Consider the following 20752-nt stretch of genomic DNA (forward strand, 5'->3'; position numbering starts at 1 on the left):
CAAAGGGGGACTTTTTACCCCCATCCCTTAAGGCTCGCGGGTTTCGGACCTGAAGGGTCGTCAGCCGGCGCCTAACTTTCCGGGATTAATCATCAGCCTCGCAAGGGCACAGCGCAGCAGTCAAGAGCACACTCCGATCGGGAATGTCCCTCCAGGCTCTCAGGAGCGCCAATAGTTCAATAAGTTCATTTGCCCCCTAATATTAGGGGGGCTTTCGGACAATACCCCTAGGGATTGCCGAATAGCCCTATACCCTTTGGGGTCCCGCCAGCCGTGTCGTAGAGCCAGCCTGATCCAAAAGAGAGGAGCTAATCCTTAAAAGTTGGCACGGGTCAGATTTTCGGGGCCGAAGGTTGGCACCATGAGGCGCCAGGCGGGCCAAAGGCCGCTGCTTTAGGGCAGGCTTGGGTTTGCGGCCCTCAAGGGAGCGGCCTTTGGTCCTTTTTGCTCCCCAGGCAAGGGGGCTCAGAGGGCCTCTGAGGCAGGGAAATCTGGGGATTTGTGACAAGTTGGGACAAGTGTCCTTAAGGTTGCACGAATCTTGAATAGAGAGTTGGCATCTGCGCCAAGAAAGGGAGGAACAAGCGATGATCCAAGAACGGCTGATGCGGCCCAGGGAAGTGGCCAACCGCCTGGCGGTGTCCCGCTCCACGGTATACCGGTGGTTTTGGGAGGGCAAGCTCAAGGGCGTCCAGATCACCGGGGGAACGGTCAGAATCCTGGAAAGCGCAGTAAACGAGAGGATGGCCGAGGTTTATTAAGGGTGATTGAGGCAAATTACCGTATAGCCGGGGGCCGGAGCGCCGGCCACCGAGTAACAGCAGAAAGCAAAGAGGTTACGCCGATCTGGTAAGGCATGGATAAAACTGAATCTGATGTGGAGGTACGGATGGTGGTCCCTAGTTTTAGATAAGTAAGAGCGTTGGGGATGGCTGTTCCAGGTGTGCTGGAGATTGAACCGACTATTATTGATATCCAGGCAGCCATGACGGAAAACAAGAAAAAGGCGAAAAAAGGTAAGCGGGATTTGTACTGGGAGGATGCCCAGTCGCAATTCCTGGCAGGAAAAGAATTAGAAGAGATTAAGGATCTGGTCCCGGTGGCCCTTCAGACTTTGAAGAAATGGCACCAGGAAGGGCAATGGGAAGAAAAGCGGCGGCAGGTGCCGGTATCACCCCGATGGCTGGGAGAAGCCTTGAAGGGGGTCCTGCGGGAAAAGGCCGGAAAGATCATTGTCAGAGGCGACCTGAAGACGCAGGAACTGGATGAGCTGACCAAGATTGTGACTCTTCTCGACCGCCTGTGCAGCCAGGGATGGGACCTGCGGGCGGCGGCCCTGGAAGTGATGGACCGATTCAGCGATTTTTTGCGGGGCTTCGTGACGGATCAGGATGAATTGAAGCGAATTTCATTCCGGGTGCAGGAGTTTTTCCGGCAATTGGAAGAGGATCTGTGAAGGCGAGGTTTTGTCTTATTCGCACCCCTCACCCTAACTCTCTCCCCTCAAGGGGAGAGGGGATAAGGAAGGAACTTTTAGCAATGGGAAGGAGGCGGGCGGGACGCCCGCCCTACCGCACGGAAGCCCTTTTTTAAGGACCGCAGGCGGGGTCTAGAGCGCCCCCCTCAAGATGGTCACGATGGGAAACGAATGATTCTTATGGCGGGCATGGATGCCTGCCACACCGGCACAAGGAAGTGCAATGACTTTAAATAAAAAGCTGACCAAAAGCGAGTTTCGCAAGCGGGCCGACAAGATCCTGAACCGGCTATCGCTGGAAGTGATGCCCTTTTGGGCGGACAGCGAAGAAAAACAAAAGCAGCGCCTGAAACGGGCCGCTGGTGATCCGCTCTATTTTTGCCGCACTTATCTCCCTCATTATTTTCCCCACGCCCCAGCGCCCTTCCACTATGAACTGGTGCGGATGCTGGAGCAGAGGGACGGCGACGTGGTGACCCCCATGGTGGTGGCCGCCCCCCGGGAATTCGCCAAAACCACGGTGTGCACCTTCGGCTACGTGCTCCATCAAATCTGTTTCCGGAAGCGGCATTTCATCCTGATCGCCAGCGACACCGAAGATTTGGCCTCGGATCTCACCGGCTACATCTACCTGGAGCTGCTCTACAACGAAAGATTGCAGCAGGATTTCGGTGAACTGGTGAAAGGCAATAAGCCGGTGGATGATTTCGTCACGTTGAATGACATCCGGGTGAAAGCCCGGGGGCGGGGACAGCGGCTCCGGGGTCTCAAGCACAAGCAGTATCGGCCGGATTTGGCCATCCTGGACGACATGGAAAACGATACCAACGTGCGCAATCCCGAGATCGTCCAGGCCTTGTTAGATTGGGTGAAATCCACGGTCTATCCGGCTCTGGACGCCCGAGGCACCCTGATGATCATCGGCACCATTCTGCGGTGGCGCAGTGCCCTGCACCAGATGTTGACCAGCCCGGATGAACCCTACTGTAATTTCCAACGGCAGGTTTACCGGGCTTACCAGGATGACGGGACCTCGTTGTGGGAGGCGCGGCACCCGGTGGCCCGCCTTAAGCTGCAAAAGCAGTTGATGGGCAGTGTGGCTTTTAACCGGGAGAAGATGAACGAACCGGCGCCGGACGGCGGCTTTTTCAAGGAAGAATGGATTCATTACTATCATCCGGACAGTCTGAAGGACCGGGAGTTGGTGGTGACGGGTTTCTTTGATCCATCTTTGGAGACCGGGGCCACTTCAGATTACAAGGCTTTTATCACCGTGGGGTGGTGCCGCCGGGAAATGGTGTTTTACGTGATGGACGCGGTAATCCAGAAGACCACTTTAGAGCAGGTTATGCGGACGATTTATAACCGGCACCAACAATACGGCTATCAGGTGGTGGGGGTAGAGGACAACCTCTTTCAGCGGCTGCTGCTCAAGGACTTCGACCGTTTGGGGCAGGAGCGCAGCCAGATATTGCCCGTGAAAGGGGTGACCCACCGCATTGCCAAGGAAACGCGGGTGGCCGGCCTGTCGCCGCTGTTGGAGCGGGGCAAGATACGCTTCATCCGCGGGCACTCGGACCAGGAACTGCTGGTGGAACAGTTGCTATTTTTCCCCTCCCGGACGCTGCACGACGATGGGCCGGACGCGTTAGAAGGAGCGGTGACGCTGACCCAGAATGTGCCGACGGGAGAAGCGCCGAAGTTCACCCCCTTAAAGACGCGGCATTTCACGAGCGCAGGGGCTTATTAATACCGAGTTGCATTCAAAGAGCAATGTTGGGTAGACGCAGGCTATAGCCTGCGCCTGCACAGGCGAGACGCCTGTGCCACCGTTTGAATGCGAATTGGTATAAGACGTGCGAAGACGGGCGGGGACGCCCGTTCTACCAAGGGACGGCGGGCGAGGACGCCCGCCCTACCGGGACGGCGGGCGGGGACGCCCGCCCTACCGGGGCGAGGACAACATGGGGCTGAAGGATTTATTCGGAAGGCTGTTTAAAGAGACGGTGAAGCCGGAAACCCGGGAACTGTCGGCAGTAAGCCTGTTGGAACGCTGGAGTAGTTACCCCAGCTCGGGACTGACGCCCAGCCGCCTATCGGGAATCTTCCGGGAGGCGGATCAGGGCAACGTGTATCGGCAGATGGAGCTGTTTGAGGAGATGGAGGAGAAGGACTCCCATCTGGCGGCTATCCTGCAGACCCGGAAGATGGCCGTGTTGAGCAAGGACTACGAGGTGATGCCCTTCGCTAAGACTCCGGAGGATGAAGAGATCGCGGCGCGGGTGGGGGAGATCGTCTACGGCATCCCCAACCTGGAGGAGGCCCTCCTGGACCTGTTGGACGCCACTGGCAAGGGGTTCGCATTGAACGAAATCCTCTGGGAAGTGACGGGCGGAGTGGCAACGGTGTCGGAGCTGAGGTGGATTCCCCAGAAAAAGGTGACTTTTGGCGAAGATTGGAAGCCGCGCCTGATGACCTCGGAAGCCAACTTTCAAGGAGTGACGCCACCACTTTGGAAGGTCATCTACCACCGCTACAAGGCCCGGAGCGGTTACGCCAACCGGTCGGGGGTCCTCAGGGTGGTGGGCTGGATGTATCTCCTCAAAAATTTTGCCATGAAGGACTGGGCGGCATTCAACGAAGTGTTCGGTATGCCGCTCCGGCTGGGGAAGTATGACGCCACGGCTTCGCCGGCGGATCGGGAGGCGCTGGTTACGGCCATCCGGAACCTGGGGTCCGATGCCGCGGGCGTGATCAGCAAGTCCACCGAGATTCAATTTGTGGAAGCTGCCCGGGCGGGAGGGGCCAATCCCTATCAACTCATGGCGGAATTTTGCAACCGGGAGATGTCCAAGGCGGTATTGGGGCAAACTTTGACCACTGACACGGCGGGGTCCACGGGCACGTATGCCGCAGCCAGGGTCCAAGGGCAGGTGCGCCGGGATCTGGTGGACGCCGACTCCCAGGCCCTGGCCGCCACCCTGCGGGAACAACTGTTGCGTCCCCTGGTGGGATTCAACTTCGGCTGGGACAAGCCGGTGCCCTGGTTCCGCTTCAGGTTTGAAGAGGAGGAAGACCTGAAGGCGTTGTCCGAAGTTTTCCGTAATCTGGCGGCCATGGGGTTCCCCGTGGATATGGAACACGTGGCTGAACGGTTCGGCATTCCAATGGCCGGGGCCGCGGGTAAGGGCAGCAGTTCATAAGCTAATATGGGGAGGCGGGCGGGGACGTCCGCCCCGAAGAGGAGGATAGGACTCATGAGGAAAGGCATGTGGCTATGGGTGGTGGCTCTGGCATGGCTCAGCGGCGGTTGCTGCAATAATCCGGGGATGTTCCAGAAGGTGCACGACTCCATGGCGCTGGTGCAGAGCTTCTATGATCCGTTGATCAGGCAGGATCTGGACCGCAACGAGACCGCAAAACAGGCGGTAGTGGCTGCGGATACTACTCTGCTGCTGGCGGGAGAACTCCAGAAGCAGTGGTGTCCAAATCCCGGTCAGGCCAAGCAGTTGGAACTGCAGGCTCAAGAGGCCAAGCAATTGGCTCAGGCTGCAGGGGTAGCCGAAGGGAGCGCCGCCCTCGACAAAGTCTCAATGAAAGGCTCGGAGTAAAGGGGGAAGACCATGGCGCCTAACGAAGGTAGCAAAAACCAGTCTGCAGTCCTGCCCGAGTGGATCAGGGTGCTCCCCCTGGGCAAAGTGGAATTGGCGGACCACCGGGAGCCCTTTATGGTGGACGAAGCGTCCCTGGACTCCATGGTGGCGGCATTCCGGACCCGGGGGATCGATCTGGTGATCGATTACGAACACCAATCCCTGAACGGAGAGCGGGCCCCGGCGGCCGGCTGGATCAAGGACCTGGAGGCCAGGAGCGACGGGCTCTGGGCCCGGGTGGATTGGACCCAGCAGGCCCGGGAATACCTGGCGCAGCGGGAGTATCGTTACTTTTCGCCCGTGCTGCGACTGGACCAGGAAACCCGTAGGCCCACGGCTTTGATGCACGTGGGTTTGACCAACGTGCCGGCCATCAATCATCTGCCGCCTCTGGTGGCCCGGTGGGGGGGTGAGGCCAAGCCCGCGGCCCTGGAGTTTAAAACCCCGATGATGGAGATGGACCCGGTAAAGGAGAAGCCGATGATGGTGGAAAAACTCAAACGCCTCATGGGGCTTACGTCCGAGGTGGAAGAAAGCACGGTCTGTGACAAGGCGCTGGAGGCCTTTCGGGACTTGGGTGCGATCTTGAATCTTCCGGATGATGCCACCGTGGCTCAACTCAAGGGAGCGGTGGAAGCTCACAAAGCCGCGGTGGTGCGCTTGCACAAGGCCGAAGAGGAAGTGCAGAGCCTCAAGGCCCGTCTGGTGGAAGAAACCACGGAGCGATCCGTGGAAGAAGCCCTGAAGACCGGTAAGGTCAGTCCGGCGCAACGCGGTTGGGCCCTGGAATATTGCCGCCGGGACCCCGAAGGTTTCAAAACTTATGCGCAGCGGGCACCGAAACTGGTACCCACCGGCGAGGAATTGCAGCTTAAGAAAGACCCCTTTGACGGGGAGTATAGCCTGGTCCCGGAGGAACTGGCCATTTGCCGCTCCTTGAACGTCTCGGCAGAAGCGTTTCTCAGGGCCAAAGAGCAGGGGTCAGGGATTAGGGATTAGGGGTCAAAGGCTAATATTTTTCCTGGAAACCTGACCTGGAACATAAGACCTGATGTGGGAAACCGATAGAGCAGTGGTCAGTAAATGAATGGGCCAAGATTTTTAACCGAAAACTGAAAACCAAAACAAGCGGAGGTAGAAGGATATGTCAGCTTTAACCCGTGACCGGGCTACCCCTTACCGGGAAGGTATTGAGGTGGATTACCCGGTAGCAACCAACACAAAAATTTTCGCCGGCTCCCTGGTATGTGTCAATGCCACGGGATATGCAGTGCCGGCAGCGGACACCGCCGGCCACCGGTTCGCCGGGGTGGCCATGGAACAGGTGGACAACAGCGGCGGGAGTAACGGCGGCCAAAGTGTGAATCTGCGGCGAGCCGGGGTGTTCGAGTTCGACGCTGCGTCCATCACCCAGGCCATGGTGGGAACGGAGATGGAAGTCACCGATGACCACACCTTTGATGACACTGCCGGCACCACCAATCACATCAAAGTGGGCCAGTTGGTCAAATATGTCTCGGCTACCAAGGGCTGGATCGACATCGCCAAATAACGGGAGGAAACACGCATGATTGTCAACGTAGAGAGCTTAGCGCGACTGTACACGGGGTTCACCGCCGTGTTCAACACCGCCTTCCAGGATACCCAGACCTGGTACGAACAGGTGGCCATGACGGTGCCGGCCACTACCCGGATTATGGATTACAAGTTCCTCCTGGATTTCCCGATGGTCCGGGAGTGGATCGGGGATCGGCAGATCAGTTCGCTGGAACCCAAGGCCTTTCAGGTGGAAACCAAGGATTGGGAAGCCACCATCGAGGTGGACCGGAATGACATCGAAGACGACCAGTTGGGATTTTACAATCCCATCGTGGCGGCCCTGGCCCAGGAAGCCCGGAAGCACCCGGAGAAATTGATCGGGGACTTGCTGAATGGGGCTTTTGCCACACCGTGTTATGACGGCCAGAACTTTTTCTCCGCGGCTCATCCCGTGGGGGAGGGGACCGCGTCCAACTTCACCGACGGAGGCAGCACCCCGTGGTTCCTCCTGGACACCAGCCGGGCCGTCAAGCCGTTTATCTTTCAGTTGCGGCGGGAAGTCCAACTGGTGCGCATGGACAGGTCAGATGACGAACACGCCTTCATGCGGAAGAAATTGCGCTACGGCGTGGACTACCGGGGCGCGGCGGCTTATGGCCTGTGGCAGCTCGCCTATGCCAGGAAGGATGATCTCTCTGCCACCACGTACGCTGCAGCCCGAGCCGCCATGATGTCGGTGAAGAATGCCGACGGCCGGCCCCTGGGGATCAGGCCTAGCTTACTCGTGGTGCCCCCTTCCCTGGAGGAGTCGGCCCGGGAGATTTTGCAGGCGCAGTTTATCGTTGGCGACGCGGTCAACGGCGGCTACAAAACCAATATCTGGCAGGGGACAGCGGAACTCCTGGTGGTGCCGGAATTGGGTTAAAGGTTGGCGGGCGGGGACGCCCGCCCTACCGGGGAGGCGGCTTAACCGCCGCCCTCCCCGATCTTCAGGAACAGGCCCCAAATGACCTTTGGAATGGGGCAAAGATGGGCAGCCGCGTAACCATCCTTGACGGCAGGCGGATCTCATCAGAGAGGAAAACATGGCTTATTGTACCGAAGACGACCTGCTCAAGATGATCCCTGAGGAAGACCTGACCGAATTGACGGTGGAATCAGGCGAAGTCCCTGACAGCATCATCATCGCTGATGCCATCAACAAGGCCGATGCCGAGATCGACTCATACCTGGGGGTTAAATATGTGGTGCCCATCTCCCCCACTCCGGACCAGGTCAAGGCCCTGTCGGTGGACTTGGCGATCTACCACTTGTATTCCCGACACAGCATCATGCGGCCGGTGCGACAGCAAAAGTATGAAGCTGCGGTGGCCTTTTTGAAGCAGGTGACGGCCGGACAGGCAGTGATTATGGGTCCGGGAGGGGAGCCACCCACGGTAGCGAAAGAGCTGATTGACTCTTCCAGCGCGGTCCGGTGCTTTACCCGGAATACCCTGACGGATTGGTAAGGGATTGCATCTATGGCCAACGATCTTTGGACGACGGTGGAAGAAGCGGTGCTGGGAGCCCTGGAGCAGGAACTGACCGGCCAGGTCAAGACCCTGGCCGCCTACCAGGGGGATTGGCTGGACGACCTGACCCAGGAGTACTGGCGTTTTCCTGCAGTTTTGGTGCAGTTGCGCCAGAGCCAGGGGGAGCAGGTCACCCTGGGCTCCTATGACCTCACCCTGGAATTTACCATTTTCGTGGTGGCTCGGGGAGGTTCCCCTAAACAGCGCGCGGCAAACGGAGTCAACCTGATATTGGCAGGGGTGCGAGAAGCCTTGTGGCATCAAGACCTGGGGCTGGACCTGCAACCCTTCAATCTCATCAAGGAAGAGCCGTTATTGAATAACCAGGAATTTTCCGTATACGCCGCCCACTATGGCACTGCCATGGTGCAGGATCTGTGAAGCTGACGAGGAGAGAGAATCATGACCCGGTCCATCCGGAATTTTTTGGCCACCCATAATCTGCTGGCGGTATCGGCTCAAAGGCAGGAAGTGGCCATGAACATCGAGCAGGAGTTGGATACCACGATGCTCGTGGACCTGAATACGGTGCTCAACTACCAAGCCGTGAAAAACCTGAACCGGGAGGAGGTCACTGGCAAAGAGGAAGCCGACCGGCTCCATGATTTCGGGGGCAAAGTGGTGGGCACCCTGACCTTTTCCCGGGCCCAGCCGCAGCATTTCGGTTTTCTGCTGGGCTACGGCCTGGGTGCAGTCGCCACCGCTCCGGCCGGGACCAGCGGCTTCCGGCACACCATCGCCCCCCAATCCGGGGAGGTGGACGCGGCCCGGTCTAATCCATCTTTTACCGCGGCCATGCGTTTCGGCCGCCAGGTGATGAAACGGCGCTTCGCCTCCTGTTTCATCGATCAAGTCAGAATGGACTTCAGCAAGGACGGCTGGGCCAAGATCAGCGGGACCGTCAAAGGCAGCGGCAAAGTGGTGGATAACACCCTGATGGAGGAGATAGCCGCGGCCTACAATGCCACCAGCCTGACCCTGGCGGCCAACGGGGTGACCGGGGAAACGCCGGCGGAACTCCTGAGTAACGTCCAGGCGGTGCAGGTGCTGAATCCCACCACCCAGGCCTGGGAGGAAGTGGCCTACCAGGCCGTGACTGCAACGACCCCCGGAGTCATCACCATTACTGCGCCGGGAGCGACCGGGGAGAGCACCAGCTACCGGGTCTACTATGTCCCCGGCGAGAGCGGCTGGATGAACCTGCCCCCCCGGGTGGAAGAGCCGCCCTTGAAGGTGAATCAGTTGAATGTCACCGTGGGAGGGCGCTTTAACGGCACGAGCTTTCAAGGCGGGTATCCGTTGACCACGGAACTTAGGGGCGTCACCTGGATTTTGAAAAACAACCTGACGCCGGAGTCCACGCCGGGAGCCGGGGGCAATTACGCCAACCGCGCCTTCAGGACCGGACGGGAACAGAGCCTGAAATTCGATAAAGATTTTCGGGACTTTATACTAGCCCAAAACCTGAAAGACAACGACACCTTGGGGATCTCTTTGAAGGCCACGGGTCCGGAATTTGCGCCGGGGGTCAACTATCAGGTGGAACTGGTTTTTCCTCGGGTGGCGGTGCTGGGAACCACGGTAAAGGTGTACCAGCGGCGTTTGGGGGAAGAGGTGGAGTTTGCGGTCCTGGAAGATGACACTTACGGGTCGGTGGTGGCTTACGTCCAGAACCAGGTGAGCAGTTACGTAGCATAGCACCTGACGGCCTAAGGCCGCACAAAGTCCCCCTTTGGAAAAGGGGGATTTAGGGGGATTTCCAGACGGTTAACAAAATCCCCCCTACCCCCCCTTTGATAAAGGGGGGAATAAGGACGGTGGAGATAACATGGCGAGACTTTTGGGAGAACAACGCCACATGCTGGCGATCCAGGACCCGGTCTCCGGGTCGGTAATCAACCTGTATTACCGGCGGCCGACCTCGGAAGAGCGGGTGGCCTACCAGCTTTCCGCCTTCCGCCTGGAAAATGGAGAACGGCGATTTTGCCTGGGGGAGACGCGGCTGGGCTTCGGGCTGGAAATCCTCACCGGGTTTGAGGCAGGGGATTTTGTCATGCATGCAGAGGGCGAAGAGATCCCCCTGGACCCGGCCCGGCATCCCGATTGGAAAGAGCGTCTCGCCAATGATGCCCCGGACCTGGTATCGTACCTGGCCCAACAAGTGTTCGAAGGCATGCGGGTGGTAGCCCAAAGGGAGCAAGAGTGAGATTGGAGAAGGCTTCCGGAGAGGAGCGCCAGGACTGGCCGCTGAATAAAGAGTTGCAGATGCTGGCCAGCGGACGGCTCTGCAATGAGGAGGAGCGGCAAAGGTGCCGGACGGAGAGCGGGGCCTTTGCGGATTGGGCCTGTGGGGCGTGCGCCGAGCGGGTGCGCCCGGAGGCCATCTCCCCCTGGACCTGGCACCTGGTCTTCCTGTATCAGTTGAGCCGGGCCGGTTACCCTTTCAAAGCCAACGATCTCAGCCTCGAAACCTGGCTCCTCATGGGGACGGTACGCCGGGTTTTGGAAGGAGTCCAGCGAGGACAACATGGCTAAAACGAAAACGCAAAGCACTACGCACCAGAAAAAGCTGCAAGATTACCGCGCCTATCAGGAAGAGCTGCTGAACATCAGCCAGCAATACGGGCAGGCCCGCCTATCTGTTTGGGCTCGCGAGGCCCAGGCCCTTCATGAAAGTTGGAGCAGCTTATCCCAGGATTGGCAGTCCAACCTGGACCAAATGGCCGCGGTGTCCGGCAGCCAGTTTACGGCGATGGCCGCGCAAGGACAAGCCGCGGCCGATCTCATGGGTCAGAGCTGGCAGCAAAACCTGACGGCGGTCTCGGGGTCCGTGGACCAGTGGGGGGAAAACTTCCTCAATACCCTGACCAAAGTAGCGGGCGCCTGGGGAACGACCGCAGGGAGCTTTGGCGGTGGTGGCGGTGGCAGCCCCTTGTCGCTTTTGGGCGGGGTCCTGGATTTCGGCGGCATATTTCATGAAGGCGGGATCGTGGAGGCCCACCAGGGCATGGTGATCTCCCCGGGGACCCTCATGGCTGACGAGCAGCTCATCCTGGCCCAGAAAGGCGAGGGGGTCCTCCCGCGGGAGAGTATGGCCCGCCTGGGCGAGAAAAACTTTGAGGCCCTGCGGACCGGTAAGTTCGATGGCGGAGGCAAAACCGCACCCGGCTTTAATGTGACCATTCAGGTCCAAGCCCTGGATGCCTCCGGGGTGGCGGGGCTGGACTGGGATCGGGTGGTGCAGCGGCACCTGATGCCGGCCTTAAGGCAAGAAGCGAACCGGCGCTGGTAAGGAGGGGAGATGGCAAACGCCAGAATGGAATGGACCCCGACAGGAAGCAGCCGCCAGAGCTATACCTTGCCGGTCAACTTCACCTGGGATTATCAGGAACTGGCCCAGGATGAAACCGACCGGGAACGGGCCCTGGACGGCACCATGAGAAGTTACCTCCGGGGGTTGAAGCAGCGCTGGGTCTTGCAGTTCCAGTTCATTTCCGCAACCCAGAAGGATGCCCTCATAGCTATCAAGCAGGCCCAAACTGATATCGATTTTTTCCGGGATGGGACCGGGTCCAAGTCTTTTACCGGAGTCTGGACCAATGACCTGGACTTCCGGGAGGTCTCTCCCGGCTTCTGGTCCGGGAGCATGATTTTGGAAGAAGTTTAAATGAGCAGTGAGCAGTGAGCAGTTAAAACTTTTCTTTCTAATATTAATTGCTCTGAAAAGAGAGAAACCATGCGGCAAGCTGGAGCGGAATACCTGCAGGAAGAAGCTCGTTACCGGGGCGCCAGACCTCGAGTCAAGGCGGTTCTCTCCCCCTTCGGGCTGGACTACGGACTGGCCCCAGGCTCCGGAGAGTTTATCCAGACCGTCTATGGCGGAGAGTCGGGAAGCCTGGCGATGGGTGACGGTTACTATACCTCCGGCGCCTGGACTTCTCCGGTAATCCAGGCCTTTTCGCCCTACCTGGACAAGGCGGCGCCGTCCTGGGAGACGGCGACGGGGCATATGGATCTGGAGATCGGGTTCCGCAGCGGGGCGACCCCGGACGGCTTAACCCAGGCGCCTTTTGTCTCCTTAGCGCCCGGACAAGAACTTGCGCTCGCCCCGTATTTTCAGGTGAACGTTAACCTTCAGGAAACCATCCGGGCCTGGGCCTTGGATGTTGCCGGACAGATAGATGACTTTTCGGCCTATGCCGCAGACCTTTCCCCGGACGGAGGTTTTGAGTCCTACGCCTCGGACGGGCCGGGATGTTTGACCGGATTCAGCCTGGAGGGACGGCTCACTTTACCGGAGCAGGAAATCATTGATCCGGGCGGTTTGCAGGTGGAATTGGCCCGGGACTTCAGTGAACTGAGAGCCGCCGACCACGTCCTGGTTCTGGATAACCGGCTGGGGCAATGGTTGAACCGGCCCGGCAACGCCTATCTCCAAGGGCAGGATCTGACCCAAACGCAACTGACCCTGTACCATGGCTGGGAACTGGCCGACGGCACAGTGGCCTGGCAGCAACTCTACCAGGGGGTGGTACAGAGCCTGGCCGGCATGGCCCACGGCTGGAGGCAACAGCATCGGGTCCGTCTGGAAAGCCAGGATTGGGTGGCGGCGGGGCTCAATCGGATGGTGGGCGCACCCGACGGCACGGGAGCACGACGGCCATTTATGCGGGGCACCTACCTGACCCAGGGAGAGATGATCCGGGTGATTCCCGCAGCGACGAGCGAGATAACCTGGACAGGCAGCGGCAGTGCCTTCCTGCATCTCCTGGGGGCCTACCGGGGAGATTACCCTCAAGACTATGTCCTGGAAGTGGACGCTGGCGGCGAGGTGGGAAGCGCCACGTTCCGGTGGTCCCACGACCAGGGGCAGAGCTGGCAAAAAACAGGATTGGTCGCCGGCGGGCCGGATGCACCGATGCAGTTGGAGGACGGCCTATCGGTTTATTGGACGTCGGGAGTGGGGCAGGACCTGGCTGCGGGAGATCGCTGGAGCTTTACGGCGGTTCCCCAGGTTTACTGCTATCAGGTCTTTGGGGCCCCCTTTGAAGCAATTGCCACGGTCTATCTCGACGGAGAGATAGACGACGACCGGGTAACTGCGGATGCCGGCACCGGCTTAATCCAGGTGAGCGGCAAGAACGTCCAGGTACAAGCCCGGGTGGTCATGGGTCACACCACCCATCCGGTGGATATTGTAACCGACATCCTGGCGGAAGTGGGCCTGAGCCCGGCCATCAACCAGGACTCTTTTGCCCTGGCTAAGAGCCTTACCCCGGAATACACCATCGGGGTGAGGTTTGAAAATGTCACCGCGGCTCAGGCCATCCGGGAAATCGTCCGGCGGTGCCTCTTTGATCTCTGGATCGATTTCGGGGAAATCAAGATCAGGGCGTATCTGGGTGAGCAGTGAGCAGTAAGCAGAAGTTAATGGTGCGCAGTGCGCACCCTACATCAAAGGGATGACCATGGGACGCGTGCAATGGACCCGGGCCTCACAGTTTAATTGGGTCTTCGACAATATGGGAGGGACCCCGCTTCAGGAGGCGGTGGCCGGCAACTGGAATCAAGCCGTGGCCACGGTCCAGGCGGATGGCCGGGTGGCGATCACCGCTCCCAACCCCGGGGGCGGCCAGGTTTACTGGATACGGGGGGTCTGGCCGGTGGATACCCTGTTTCCTTATGAGGGGTTCTGGGCCGACCCCTTGAGCGGGGACGTCACCAACTATTACAGCGGCGGCTCTTTTGCCAATGATGGAGACCTGACCACGGTCACCCTGGGGACGGCGCTGCCGGCCGGAACCCCGGTGCAGCTTTATTACATCTATTTGACCGGGGAGCAATCGCGCAAATATGAACCGCTGAATGATTACCCGTGCATTCGCCGGGCCTACCGGGCCCGGGACGATTACACCTACGATTTCGCGGTGGACCGGATGCTGGACCTGATGGTCTTGCTGCACCTGGCGGGAAGAGAGCGAGGGCAGAATTATGGCCCGTTGATCCAGTTCCTCTGGGATGCCTTTCAGGCTCGGGAGGAGTCCCGCACTTCCCCTCTGATGCATGATGACTTTGAACGGCAGCAGTGGGACCGGGGCGCACACTTACTCTATCGCGGCGCCACCACCGGGGCGGGCGCCTTTCAGGCCTTTCAAAGCGAGCTGGCTCCGAGCCAAAGCGGACGGGCGCTCCATGTCCGGGCAACGCTGCCCACCACGCAGGACGCAGCCTGGTTTGGCTATGGCCTGGATTGGTCTCTGACCGGCAATCCTTTCAAGGCCATGGACCGTCTCACTTTTACCGTACAGGGCAACGCCGACACCTGCCACCTGCATAATGTCACAAAAAATGGCAGCGGCAGCGCCGTTCTGGTGCTCCTGGGAGACTACACCAAGCAGGAGAAGCGGCAATTTGCGGTGGAGATCCAGACTACGGGAGAGGTGGGCTCGGCTACTTTCCGTTGGTCCAAGGACGGCGGGGTCACCTGGGTTGCCAGCGGCTTGGTAAGTGGCGACCGGCAGCACCCGGTAACGCTGGAAGAACAACTTGCCGTGGCTTGGGAGGGCGGAGGGGGCAACGACCTGGTAGCCGGAGACCTCTGGAATTTCTGGGGGGGCGAGCCCGCCATTCATCCCCGGCGCCTGTTGGTGACGCTGAACGATGCCGACCCGGATGATCCGGCCCCTTTCACCCCCCAACATACCTATGTCCATGCCATTCCGGACCGCTTTACCGAGGCGACCGCCTTTGACCTGCCGTTCAGCCAGTTCTGGCGCGTCGACAATATCATCGATGACGCCGACCGGCTCCAGGCCATGTGGGCGCCCTGGTACTCCGCCACCCAGGCGGGGGTTACCGACATCACCGTGGGGACCCGGGAAGCAACCGAGGTAATCCTGGATGAGACCTTTTATACCCAGCGGTACGTCACCTGGGGCCTGTCTCCCTATGTTACCGCGTTTGGGCTGTGGACCGGCCTCGATACCTCACGTTGCACTTCTACCGGCCATGTGAACGTCAACTTTCTCATCAAACCGGAAGTGACGGGAGTCAGCACCCTCACCATCCGGGTCAAAGTTAAGGATGCTCGGGGGAGCTATTTTTATCGGGATGTTCCAGTCCAGGTCAACGCCTGGCAACGGGTGACCGTGAATCTGGACGAGATGCCGCTGGAGTCGGGGGTTAGCCCCCTCACCCATCCCATCCAGGTTGTGGACCTCGGCATCCCCTCCTCTCCCCCTAGTAATGGGGCGATTTCCTTTACCGACCTCAAGTTCGATGACCACGTGACCTTCGCCGCGACAACGCGCCTCAAGGTGCTGGAATTCAAAATGGAGCAGCAGGGCCTGACGGAGCACGAATGGTGGCTGGATGGCGTGGCCCTCAACCTGAGCGCGGTGGACCCTTACCCCTATGCCCCCCGGCTGGCCATCTCTCTGACTGCTCATGGGCAGAACCCCTGGCGGGGACCGACCCTGGTGCATTACGTCCAACCCCTGGCCCCTCATTTGGTGGGAGCGCCGGCTCTGACCCAAACCTATCTCCAGGTTCACGAAGACGCCCAAGCAGAATATACCCGGCGTTACGGCGGGGCGCCGGGCCCCATTATGCCGGTCCACACCCGCAATGACGTGGAAAACATCGCCCTGTGTGGCGGGGAAGATTTTCTCCAGTTTTCCTGGTGGCCGCGCTACCGGGATTTCGGCAAAGTGGCAGGCATGTGGCATTTCAATGCAGGCCTTATAGACGCCTCCGGAAAAGACCATAATCTCACGTGGTCTGCCGACAACCCCACCTATACCGTTGGTATCTGCCAGCCAGGGAACACTGCCCTGAGCTTTGACGGCAGCGGCCAGCACGCATATCTCGATCCAGACGCTGATTTTCAACTGGAAGATCGTGATTTCACCATGGAGGCAGTAGTCAAGTTCAATAGTCTGGGTACCACGATGAGTGTCATGGCCCTTTGGGATCAAGCCAACAATCAACGAAGCTGGCGCTTCTATAAATCAGATAACGATCTGATCTATCTAAGCTATTCCACTGACGGAGTAAACTGCTTTGATATCCCTTTAGCCGGCGCCATAACCGACAGTAATTATCACCACCTCGTCGTCACCCGAACCGGGAATCTCTTGGACCTTTACCTTGACGGCAACCATTCAGGACAGGCCGACATTGGCACGCCCAGTTTTTATAGCAGCATTTAATAGGAGGTAACTCATGGCTTTTCCTACTAACTTAACCAACGCCGTTGACGGCATAACCGATGTAATGGCGGACCACCTCAATACCCTGGAAGCCAAGGTAGGCATTGACGGTTCCCTGGTCACTACCAGTCTTGATTACCTCGTGAAAAATCCCGCCAGCGACAATCCTGGTCACGTCCATAGCGCTTATCAAGTGTCTGGAAGCTACATCACGGCCCTCACGGGTGATGTAGCGGCTTCTGGCCCGGGAAGCGCCGGGGCCACGATTCAGGCGGGGGTTATTAGTCTTGCCAAGATGGCGAATCTGGCAGCCAACAGCCTTCTCGGGAATAACACCGCAGATCCGGCGACGCCCCTGGCATTGTCGGTTGCTCAGGTTAAATCGCTCCTGGCCATTGGCCAGGCCGATGTGGCGGGCCTCACCACGGCTTCTTCCCCCAGCTTTGCGGCCCTGATCGCAGCCTCTTTAACGAGTGCCGGGGCTTTGGGATTAAATGCCGGGGGCTTAAACCAGAACATCGTTTTAACACCCTCTGGAACGGGTTGCACGATCCTCAACGGCAAAGTCGGCATCGGCACGACAAGTCCGGGTTATGCCTTAGAACTCGGGAGCGGCAGTTTAAAACTGCCTGCTGGTGATGCGACCAACTTGCCCCTTGCTTTTGAGCTCGGAGCCTATAGAACCGGCCTTTATGGAGTTTATGCTGGCACTGTAGATGCTGGTATCGCTGTATACTGCGGCGGCACCCAACAAGCATTGATTGGTGGTGGGGGAATTGCTGTAAACGGCTTTAGACGTTTGTCTCCCAATACAACCTTTGAAGTTCAGGCTGATAAAGGAACTAATGCGTCTGGGATGAGGATACGCTACACCGGTCATAAGGCTGATGCATCGGGAACATTTCAATTGCTGCAGATCGGCGAGACCATAGGATACGCTTATATAACTGGTACTGGCGGGATCTTTAGGCAGTTAGCTATTACACCAGTCTATAATCAGACTTCAGGAACTGCTGCGAATACGGATTTATTTATCAATCGCATTGAAACTGCAGTGGGGAGCGGGGCACAATACCTTATTGATGCTCAAGTTGGGAGCCTGAGCAAATTCAATGTGACGAATCTTGGAGGGGGATATTTTGCCGGTAGCGTCGGCATCGGCACAACAAGTCCCAGCGCCGCGGCCCTGTTGCACCTATCCAGCACCACTAAGGGCTTTCTGCCACCGGCCATGGCCACGGCACAAAAAAATGCCATCGGCACCCCTCCGGCGGGGCTGGTGGTTTATGACTCAACCTTAAACAAGCTCTGTGTTTATACCGGAGCCGCCTGGGAAACCATCACGAGTTCGTAAAGGAGATTGTCTATGGCCTTACAAGAAACTCTTGAGGAAAAGGACTTGAGTACCGCCCAAGCCAAGGCCCTGATCGAGCAGGAGAAGCAAGAGCGGGTGAAACGCTGTGAGGCCAAGATTAACCAGGCCTTGCAGGATGAACGCTGTTGTCTTGAGGTGGCGGTATTGATAACGGCACGAGGGAACGTGCCCCAACTAAATATTTTCCCCCAGGATTGACGCTTCGATGAAATACGGCACTTTCCAATATGGAGCGGGGAATAAGTACGGTTCGGCTTCCCGACCTCTTTTCAGAGTGGGACGGATCGATACGGGAGCTTTTCTCAATGGATCTCTGGATTATGCTGCCGTGCACAAAGGCCGGGCCATGTCGGCCTCGGAAGTGGCGGACCGGTGGCAAATCATCCAGGGCCAGATGAACGGCTCGGCGTATCCGGAGGTGGGAAACGGCCTGGGCCAGTATTGGGCCTTCCTGCGTCTGGCGGAATATTTCTTCGTGACCGGCAACGGCGCGGCAGGGGAGATCCTGACGAACTGGGTCACCTGGATCGACACCTATGGCGCGCCTGACGGCAACGGCTGGAAGATTCCCACCCTCTTTTCGGAGTATGGCTTCACCTATGGAGCCTACGATCCGGGGATGGCTGCGTCCGTTGCCCTGGGATGTCTATGGATCTATCTGCGCAACGGCGATAACCGCGCCGCCACCTGGGCCCGGCGGCTTCTGGATGATCTGCGGGAGAACCGTTGGGACCCGGAGTTCGGTGGCTATAAGAGCGACTATCACTATGCCTGGCTCAATGCCCTGGCCATCCGGGCCTTTGGCATTGCGGCCCGGGGCGCGGCGGGGCAGGCTTATCTCTTCCCGTCTCTGCCCGAAGACCGGGAGCATTTTGACGCCTTGATGGCCTGGGTTTTCGCCCATGCGGGAGATGAAAAGCCTAACGTCCTGAACACCGACCTGATCCCCTTTTACTATAGCGAGGCCGTGGATGTTTGGGACAACGCCCCCAACTACCTGGCCACGCGCCAGATGGGCACCCTGGAGGCAGTTGTGGCCATGGCGGGTGCGGCCTTGGAGCATGGCAAGGGCTCCGGGGACTGGGCCTGGTGGCAGAGCCTGCTGGACTTTATCCTGCAGGACCATCTGGTAGGGTTGACCGCCTCACAGATCCGCTCTCTTACCCTGGCCTATGAACAGGCCGGCCCCAAAAACCTGGTGCGGGTGCTTTATGCCAACTACGACCAGGACAATACCAAATATGCTGAGGTCCGGGAGGATGCGACCATCAACTCCTGGGGCGAACAAACTCTGGATCTTGATTGCCGTTATGGTTCGCCGGTGGTCCTGGAAGATCCGGAGGTGGCCCAACTCCTGGCTTCCCGGCTACTGGCGCGCCTGGCGGCCCCCCGGGAGCAGGCCGAGGTGGAAACCTGGCTGGAAGGGGTACGTCTGGAACTGGGCGATACCGTGGCGCTGACCTCTGACTTTCATGGCTTGGACCAGGATGAATTTACCGTAACCGGCAAAGACCTGGACCTGGCGGGGCGGTCGATGCGTCTGAGTCTGGACCGGCCCCTGAAAACATCCTGGGTCTGGGCCGTGGACGCCCCAGGAGGAGCATCTGACGACTGGGCCATCGACGTGGCCAGTTCCTTTGACGATAATTGGGCCTTCCGGGCCGAGGCCGGGTAATTCCGGGAAGAGTCGAAACCCTCTTCCCGCCATATTCCAATCAGGTAAAAGCGAGGTTAATCCATGTCTCTGATTCACCTTCCCCAGACCAAATGGGGCAGCGGCACCGGCCGCCAGGTTATTTTGAAAGGCGATTTCGCCGAGATCGAGCAGGCGGTGTTGGAGGCCTTCGAACTCACCCGGGGACCCGGAGTGGAATTTGTGGACAGCGCCACCGTTCGGGTCAATGCTACGCCGGATTGCAAGGTCCGGGTCATGATGTCCGGCTTTCCTTCCCCCCTGACCCGGGGCCAGTGGGTGGATGGGGGCTTGAGCGATGGCCGCTACCGGGAGAATGCGGCGCCCGCGAGCCTCAATCTGGCCACCGCCGGGAATCTCTGGGGCAGTGAGAAGTCCAACCAGTGGTACGCGGTCTATGCCCTGGCGGGACCCACTGACACTCTGTTTACCCTGAAGGCCATGCCGGTGATCCGGGTGGCTTCTCAGGCCAGCCAGGTAATCACCTTGAGGGACAATCCCAACGGGGCCAACATCGGTTACGGGTTTACCGCCAATGAATTGGTGGGGGGCTGTCTTCTGGTCCTCAGCGGCGCTTCTCGGGGCCTGATCCGAGTCCTCACCGCCAATAATGGCGACAATGCCACTGCCGGGACCATTACCTACGGCGGTGCCGCTCTGACCCTGGCTCAGGGAGATTGGGGCATCATTTTGCCGGCCACTAATTTCCGGTATTTAGGGATGGTCTTTAACGATGCCACCGGCAACCTGGTGCCCTTTTACCAGGATGCGGGGCGCACCAGTTATGCCAGTTCCCGGCAGTTGGTGGCCGGACCCATTAATGGCTACACCCCCGTGGATCTGGGGCTGGTGGCGCCGCCCACGGCCTGCCGGTTGGAAGGTTATGCCGCAGCGGCAGGCGGATACGACGTGAAGCTGGCCGTATCCTATGACGGCAGCACTCCGGCCCTGGTGGTCCATGGCAACCCGCCGGCCACCGATTTCCAGGGAGCGCGAGGAGCTTTCGCCTTTGCCTTACGGGTCTTGGACGGCGGGCGAGTTTACCTCACTAATGATAATACCGCCAATCAGGCGGTCAAAATCACGGGCTGGGGGGAATGATGAGGCTGGATGGTAAGAAAACCTAGATCACCGCAGTGTCGGTATGTGGGTTATCCATACCGGCCAGTATTAATCCGTGGGCATAATTTTCTACCGATAACTTTTAAACGATGACAATCCAATGGAGCTAGAC

21 protein-coding genes are annotated in these 20752 nt (G+C 58.9%); all 21 read left to right on the top strand.

What is annotated here, in order from left to right; genetic code table 11:
* Positions 1–587: 587 nt before the first annotated feature.
* The 21 genes from WC600_08960 to WC600_09060 all read left to right on the top strand — a co-directional run bounded on the left by WC600_08960 (position 588) and on the right by WC600_09060 (position 20619).
* The gene (locus WC600_08960; GenBank protein ID MFA4902861.1) at positions 588–761 is read left to right on the top strand and encodes a helix-turn-helix domain-containing protein; all 174 of its coding nucleotides are present in this window, start codon (positions 588–590) and stop codon (positions 759–761) included.
* A gap of 167 nt (positions 762–928) precedes the next feature.
* Positions 929–1456: a hypothetical protein gene (locus WC600_08965; GenBank protein ID MFA4902862.1), complete on the top strand. Its 528-nt coding sequence runs from the start codon at positions 929–931 to the stop codon at positions 1454–1456.
* 244 nt (positions 1457–1700) lie between these two features.
* Positions 1701–3227 (top strand): phage terminase large subunit, encoded by a 1527-nt coding sequence (gene terL / locus WC600_08970; GenBank protein MFA4902863.1) that lies wholly within the window; start codon positions 1701–1703, stop codon positions 3225–3227.
* Between the two features lie 106 nt (positions 3228–3333).
* The gene (locus WC600_08975; protein ID MFA4902864.1) at positions 3334–4680 is read left to right on the top strand and encodes a DUF935 family protein; all 1347 of its coding nucleotides are present in this window, start codon (positions 3334–3336) and stop codon (positions 4678–4680) included.
* Positions 4681–4734: 54 nt separating this feature from the next.
* On the top strand, positions 4735–5088 hold the full coding sequence (locus WC600_08980; protein ID MFA4902865.1) for a hypothetical protein: 354 nt from the start codon (positions 4735–4737) through the stop codon (positions 5086–5088).
* Positions 5089–5100: 12 nt separating this feature from the next.
* Positions 5101–6129 carry a phage protease gene (locus WC600_08985; protein ID MFA4902866.1) on the top strand — a complete coding sequence of 343 codons (1029 nt, stop codon included), beginning with the start codon at positions 5101–5103 and terminating at the stop codon, positions 6127–6129.
* 145 nt (positions 6130–6274) lie between these two features.
* Positions 6275–6682, top strand: coding sequence for a hypothetical protein (locus WC600_08990; protein MFA4902867.1), 408 nt, complete (start codon positions 6275–6277; stop codon positions 6680–6682).
* Between the two features lie 15 nt (positions 6683–6697).
* Positions 6698–7594, top strand: coding sequence for a Mu-like prophage major head subunit gpT family protein (locus WC600_08995; protein ID MFA4902868.1), 897 nt, complete (start codon positions 6698–6700; stop codon positions 7592–7594).
* 160 nt (positions 7595–7754) lie between these two features.
* The gene (locus WC600_09000; protein ID MFA4902869.1) at positions 7755–8177 is read left to right on the top strand and encodes a DUF1320 domain-containing protein; all 423 of its coding nucleotides are present in this window, start codon (positions 7755–7757) and stop codon (positions 8175–8177) included.
* 12 nt (positions 8178–8189) lie between these two features.
* Positions 8190–8621, top strand: coding sequence for a phage protein Gp37 (locus tag WC600_09005; protein ID MFA4902870.1), 432 nt, complete (start codon positions 8190–8192; stop codon positions 8619–8621).
* Between the two features lie 21 nt (positions 8622–8642).
* Positions 8643–9938 (top strand): hypothetical protein, encoded by a 1296-nt coding sequence (locus tag WC600_09010; GenBank protein ID MFA4902871.1) that lies wholly within the window; start codon positions 8643–8645, stop codon positions 9936–9938.
* 130 nt (positions 9939–10068) lie between these two features.
* Entirely contained in the window at positions 10069–10446 is a 378-nt protein-coding gene (locus tag WC600_09015) for a hypothetical protein (GenBank protein ID MFA4902872.1), read from the top strand.
* A complete protein-coding gene (locus tag WC600_09020) occupies positions 10443–10775 on the top strand; it encodes a hypothetical protein (protein MFA4902873.1) in 333 nt (110 codons plus the stop codon). The genes WC600_09015 and WC600_09020 overlap by 4 nt, the downstream gene beginning before the upstream one ends.
* Entirely contained in the window at positions 10768–11532 is a 765-nt protein-coding gene (locus tag WC600_09025) for a hypothetical protein (GenBank protein ID MFA4902874.1), read from the top strand. Before WC600_09020 ends, WC600_09025 begins: the two co-directional genes overlap by 8 nt.
* A 9-nt stretch (positions 11533–11541) precedes the next feature.
* Entirely contained in the window at positions 11542–11907 is a 366-nt protein-coding gene (locus tag WC600_09030) for a hypothetical protein (protein MFA4902875.1), read from the top strand.
* A gap of 69 nt (positions 11908–11976) precedes the next feature.
* On the top strand, positions 11977–13653 hold the full coding sequence (locus WC600_09035; GenBank protein ID MFA4902876.1) for a hypothetical protein: 1677 nt from the start codon (positions 11977–11979) through the stop codon (positions 13651–13653).
* A gap of 55 nt (positions 13654–13708) precedes the next feature.
* The gene (locus WC600_09040; protein ID MFA4902877.1) at positions 13709–16450 is read left to right on the top strand and encodes a LamG-like jellyroll fold domain-containing protein; all 2742 of its coding nucleotides are present in this window, start codon (positions 13709–13711) and stop codon (positions 16448–16450) included.
* A gap of 13 nt (positions 16451–16463) precedes the next feature.
* Positions 16464–17804, top strand: coding sequence for a hypothetical protein (locus WC600_09045; GenBank protein MFA4902878.1), 1341 nt, complete (start codon positions 16464–16466; stop codon positions 17802–17804).
* Positions 17805–17816: 12 nt separating this feature from the next.
* Positions 17817–18023: a hypothetical protein gene (locus tag WC600_09050; protein ID MFA4902879.1), complete on the top strand. Its 207-nt coding sequence runs from the start codon at positions 17817–17819 to the stop codon at positions 18021–18023.
* Positions 18024–18030: 7 nt separating this feature from the next.
* Positions 18031–19500, top strand: a complete 1470-nt coding sequence (locus tag WC600_09055) for a phage tail protein (GenBank protein ID MFA4902880.1) — start codon at positions 18031–18033, stop codon at positions 19498–19500.
* 63 nt (positions 19501–19563) lie between these two features.
* Entirely contained in the window at positions 19564–20619 is a 1056-nt protein-coding gene (locus WC600_09060) for a hypothetical protein (protein MFA4902881.1), read from the top strand.
* The last annotated feature ends 133 nt before the right edge of the window (positions 20620–20752 follow it).

This window comes from Desulfobaccales bacterium, assembly GCA_041648175.1.
Taxonomy (GTDB): domain Bacteria; phylum Desulfobacterota; class Desulfobaccia; order Desulfobaccales; family 0-14-0-80-60-11; genus 0-14-0-80-60-11.

Excerpts from the sequence above, each read along its gene's own strand:
- WC600_08960 (MFA4902861.1), top strand. The coding sequence starts at position 588 with ATGATCCAAGAACGGCTGATGCGGCCCAGGGAAGTGGCCAACCGCCTG.
- WC600_08965 (MFA4902862.1), top strand. The coding sequence starts at position 929 with ATGGCTGTTCCAGGTGTGCTGGAGATTGAACCGACTATTATTGATATC.
- terL (MFA4902863.1), top strand. The coding sequence starts at position 1,701 with ATGACTTTAAATAAAAAGCTGACCAAAAGCGAGTTTCGCAAGCGGGCC.
- WC600_08980 (MFA4902865.1), top strand. The coding sequence starts at position 4,735 with ATGAGGAAAGGCATGTGGCTATGGGTGGTGGCTCTGGCATGGCTCAGC.
- WC600_08985 (MFA4902866.1), top strand. The coding sequence starts at position 5,101 with ATGGCGCCTAACGAAGGTAGCAAAAACCAGTCTGCAGTCCTGCCCGAG.
- WC600_08990 (MFA4902867.1), top strand. The coding sequence starts at position 6,275 with ATGTCAGCTTTAACCCGTGACCGGGCTACCCCTTACCGGGAAGGTATT.
- WC600_08995 (MFA4902868.1), top strand. The coding sequence starts at position 6,698 with ATGATTGTCAACGTAGAGAGCTTAGCGCGACTGTACACGGGGTTCACC.
- WC600_09000 (MFA4902869.1), top strand. The coding sequence starts at position 7,755 with ATGGCTTATTGTACCGAAGACGACCTGCTCAAGATGATCCCTGAGGAA.
- WC600_09005 (MFA4902870.1), top strand. The coding sequence starts at position 8,190 with ATGGCCAACGATCTTTGGACGACGGTGGAAGAAGCGGTGCTGGGAGCC.
- WC600_09010 (MFA4902871.1), top strand. The coding sequence starts at position 8,643 with ATGACCCGGTCCATCCGGAATTTTTTGGCCACCCATAATCTGCTGGCG.
- WC600_09015 (MFA4902872.1), top strand. The coding sequence starts at position 10,069 with ATGGCGAGACTTTTGGGAGAACAACGCCACATGCTGGCGATCCAGGAC.
- WC600_09025 (MFA4902874.1), top strand. The coding sequence starts at position 10,768 with ATGGCTAAAACGAAAACGCAAAGCACTACGCACCAGAAAAAGCTGCAA.
- WC600_09030 (MFA4902875.1), top strand. The coding sequence starts at position 11,542 with ATGGCAAACGCCAGAATGGAATGGACCCCGACAGGAAGCAGCCGCCAG.
- WC600_09035 (MFA4902876.1), top strand. The coding sequence starts at position 11,977 with ATGCGGCAAGCTGGAGCGGAATACCTGCAGGAAGAAGCTCGTTACCGG.
- WC600_09040 (MFA4902877.1), top strand. The coding sequence starts at position 13,709 with ATGGGACGCGTGCAATGGACCCGGGCCTCACAGTTTAATTGGGTCTTC.
- WC600_09045 (MFA4902878.1), top strand. The coding sequence starts at position 16,464 with ATGGCTTTTCCTACTAACTTAACCAACGCCGTTGACGGCATAACCGAT.
- WC600_09050 (MFA4902879.1), top strand. The coding sequence starts at position 17,817 with ATGGCCTTACAAGAAACTCTTGAGGAAAAGGACTTGAGTACCGCCCAA.
- WC600_09055 (MFA4902880.1), top strand. The coding sequence starts at position 18,031 with ATGAAATACGGCACTTTCCAATATGGAGCGGGGAATAAGTACGGTTCG.
- WC600_09060 (MFA4902881.1), top strand. The coding sequence starts at position 19,564 with ATGTCTCTGATTCACCTTCCCCAGACCAAATGGGGCAGCGGCACCGGC.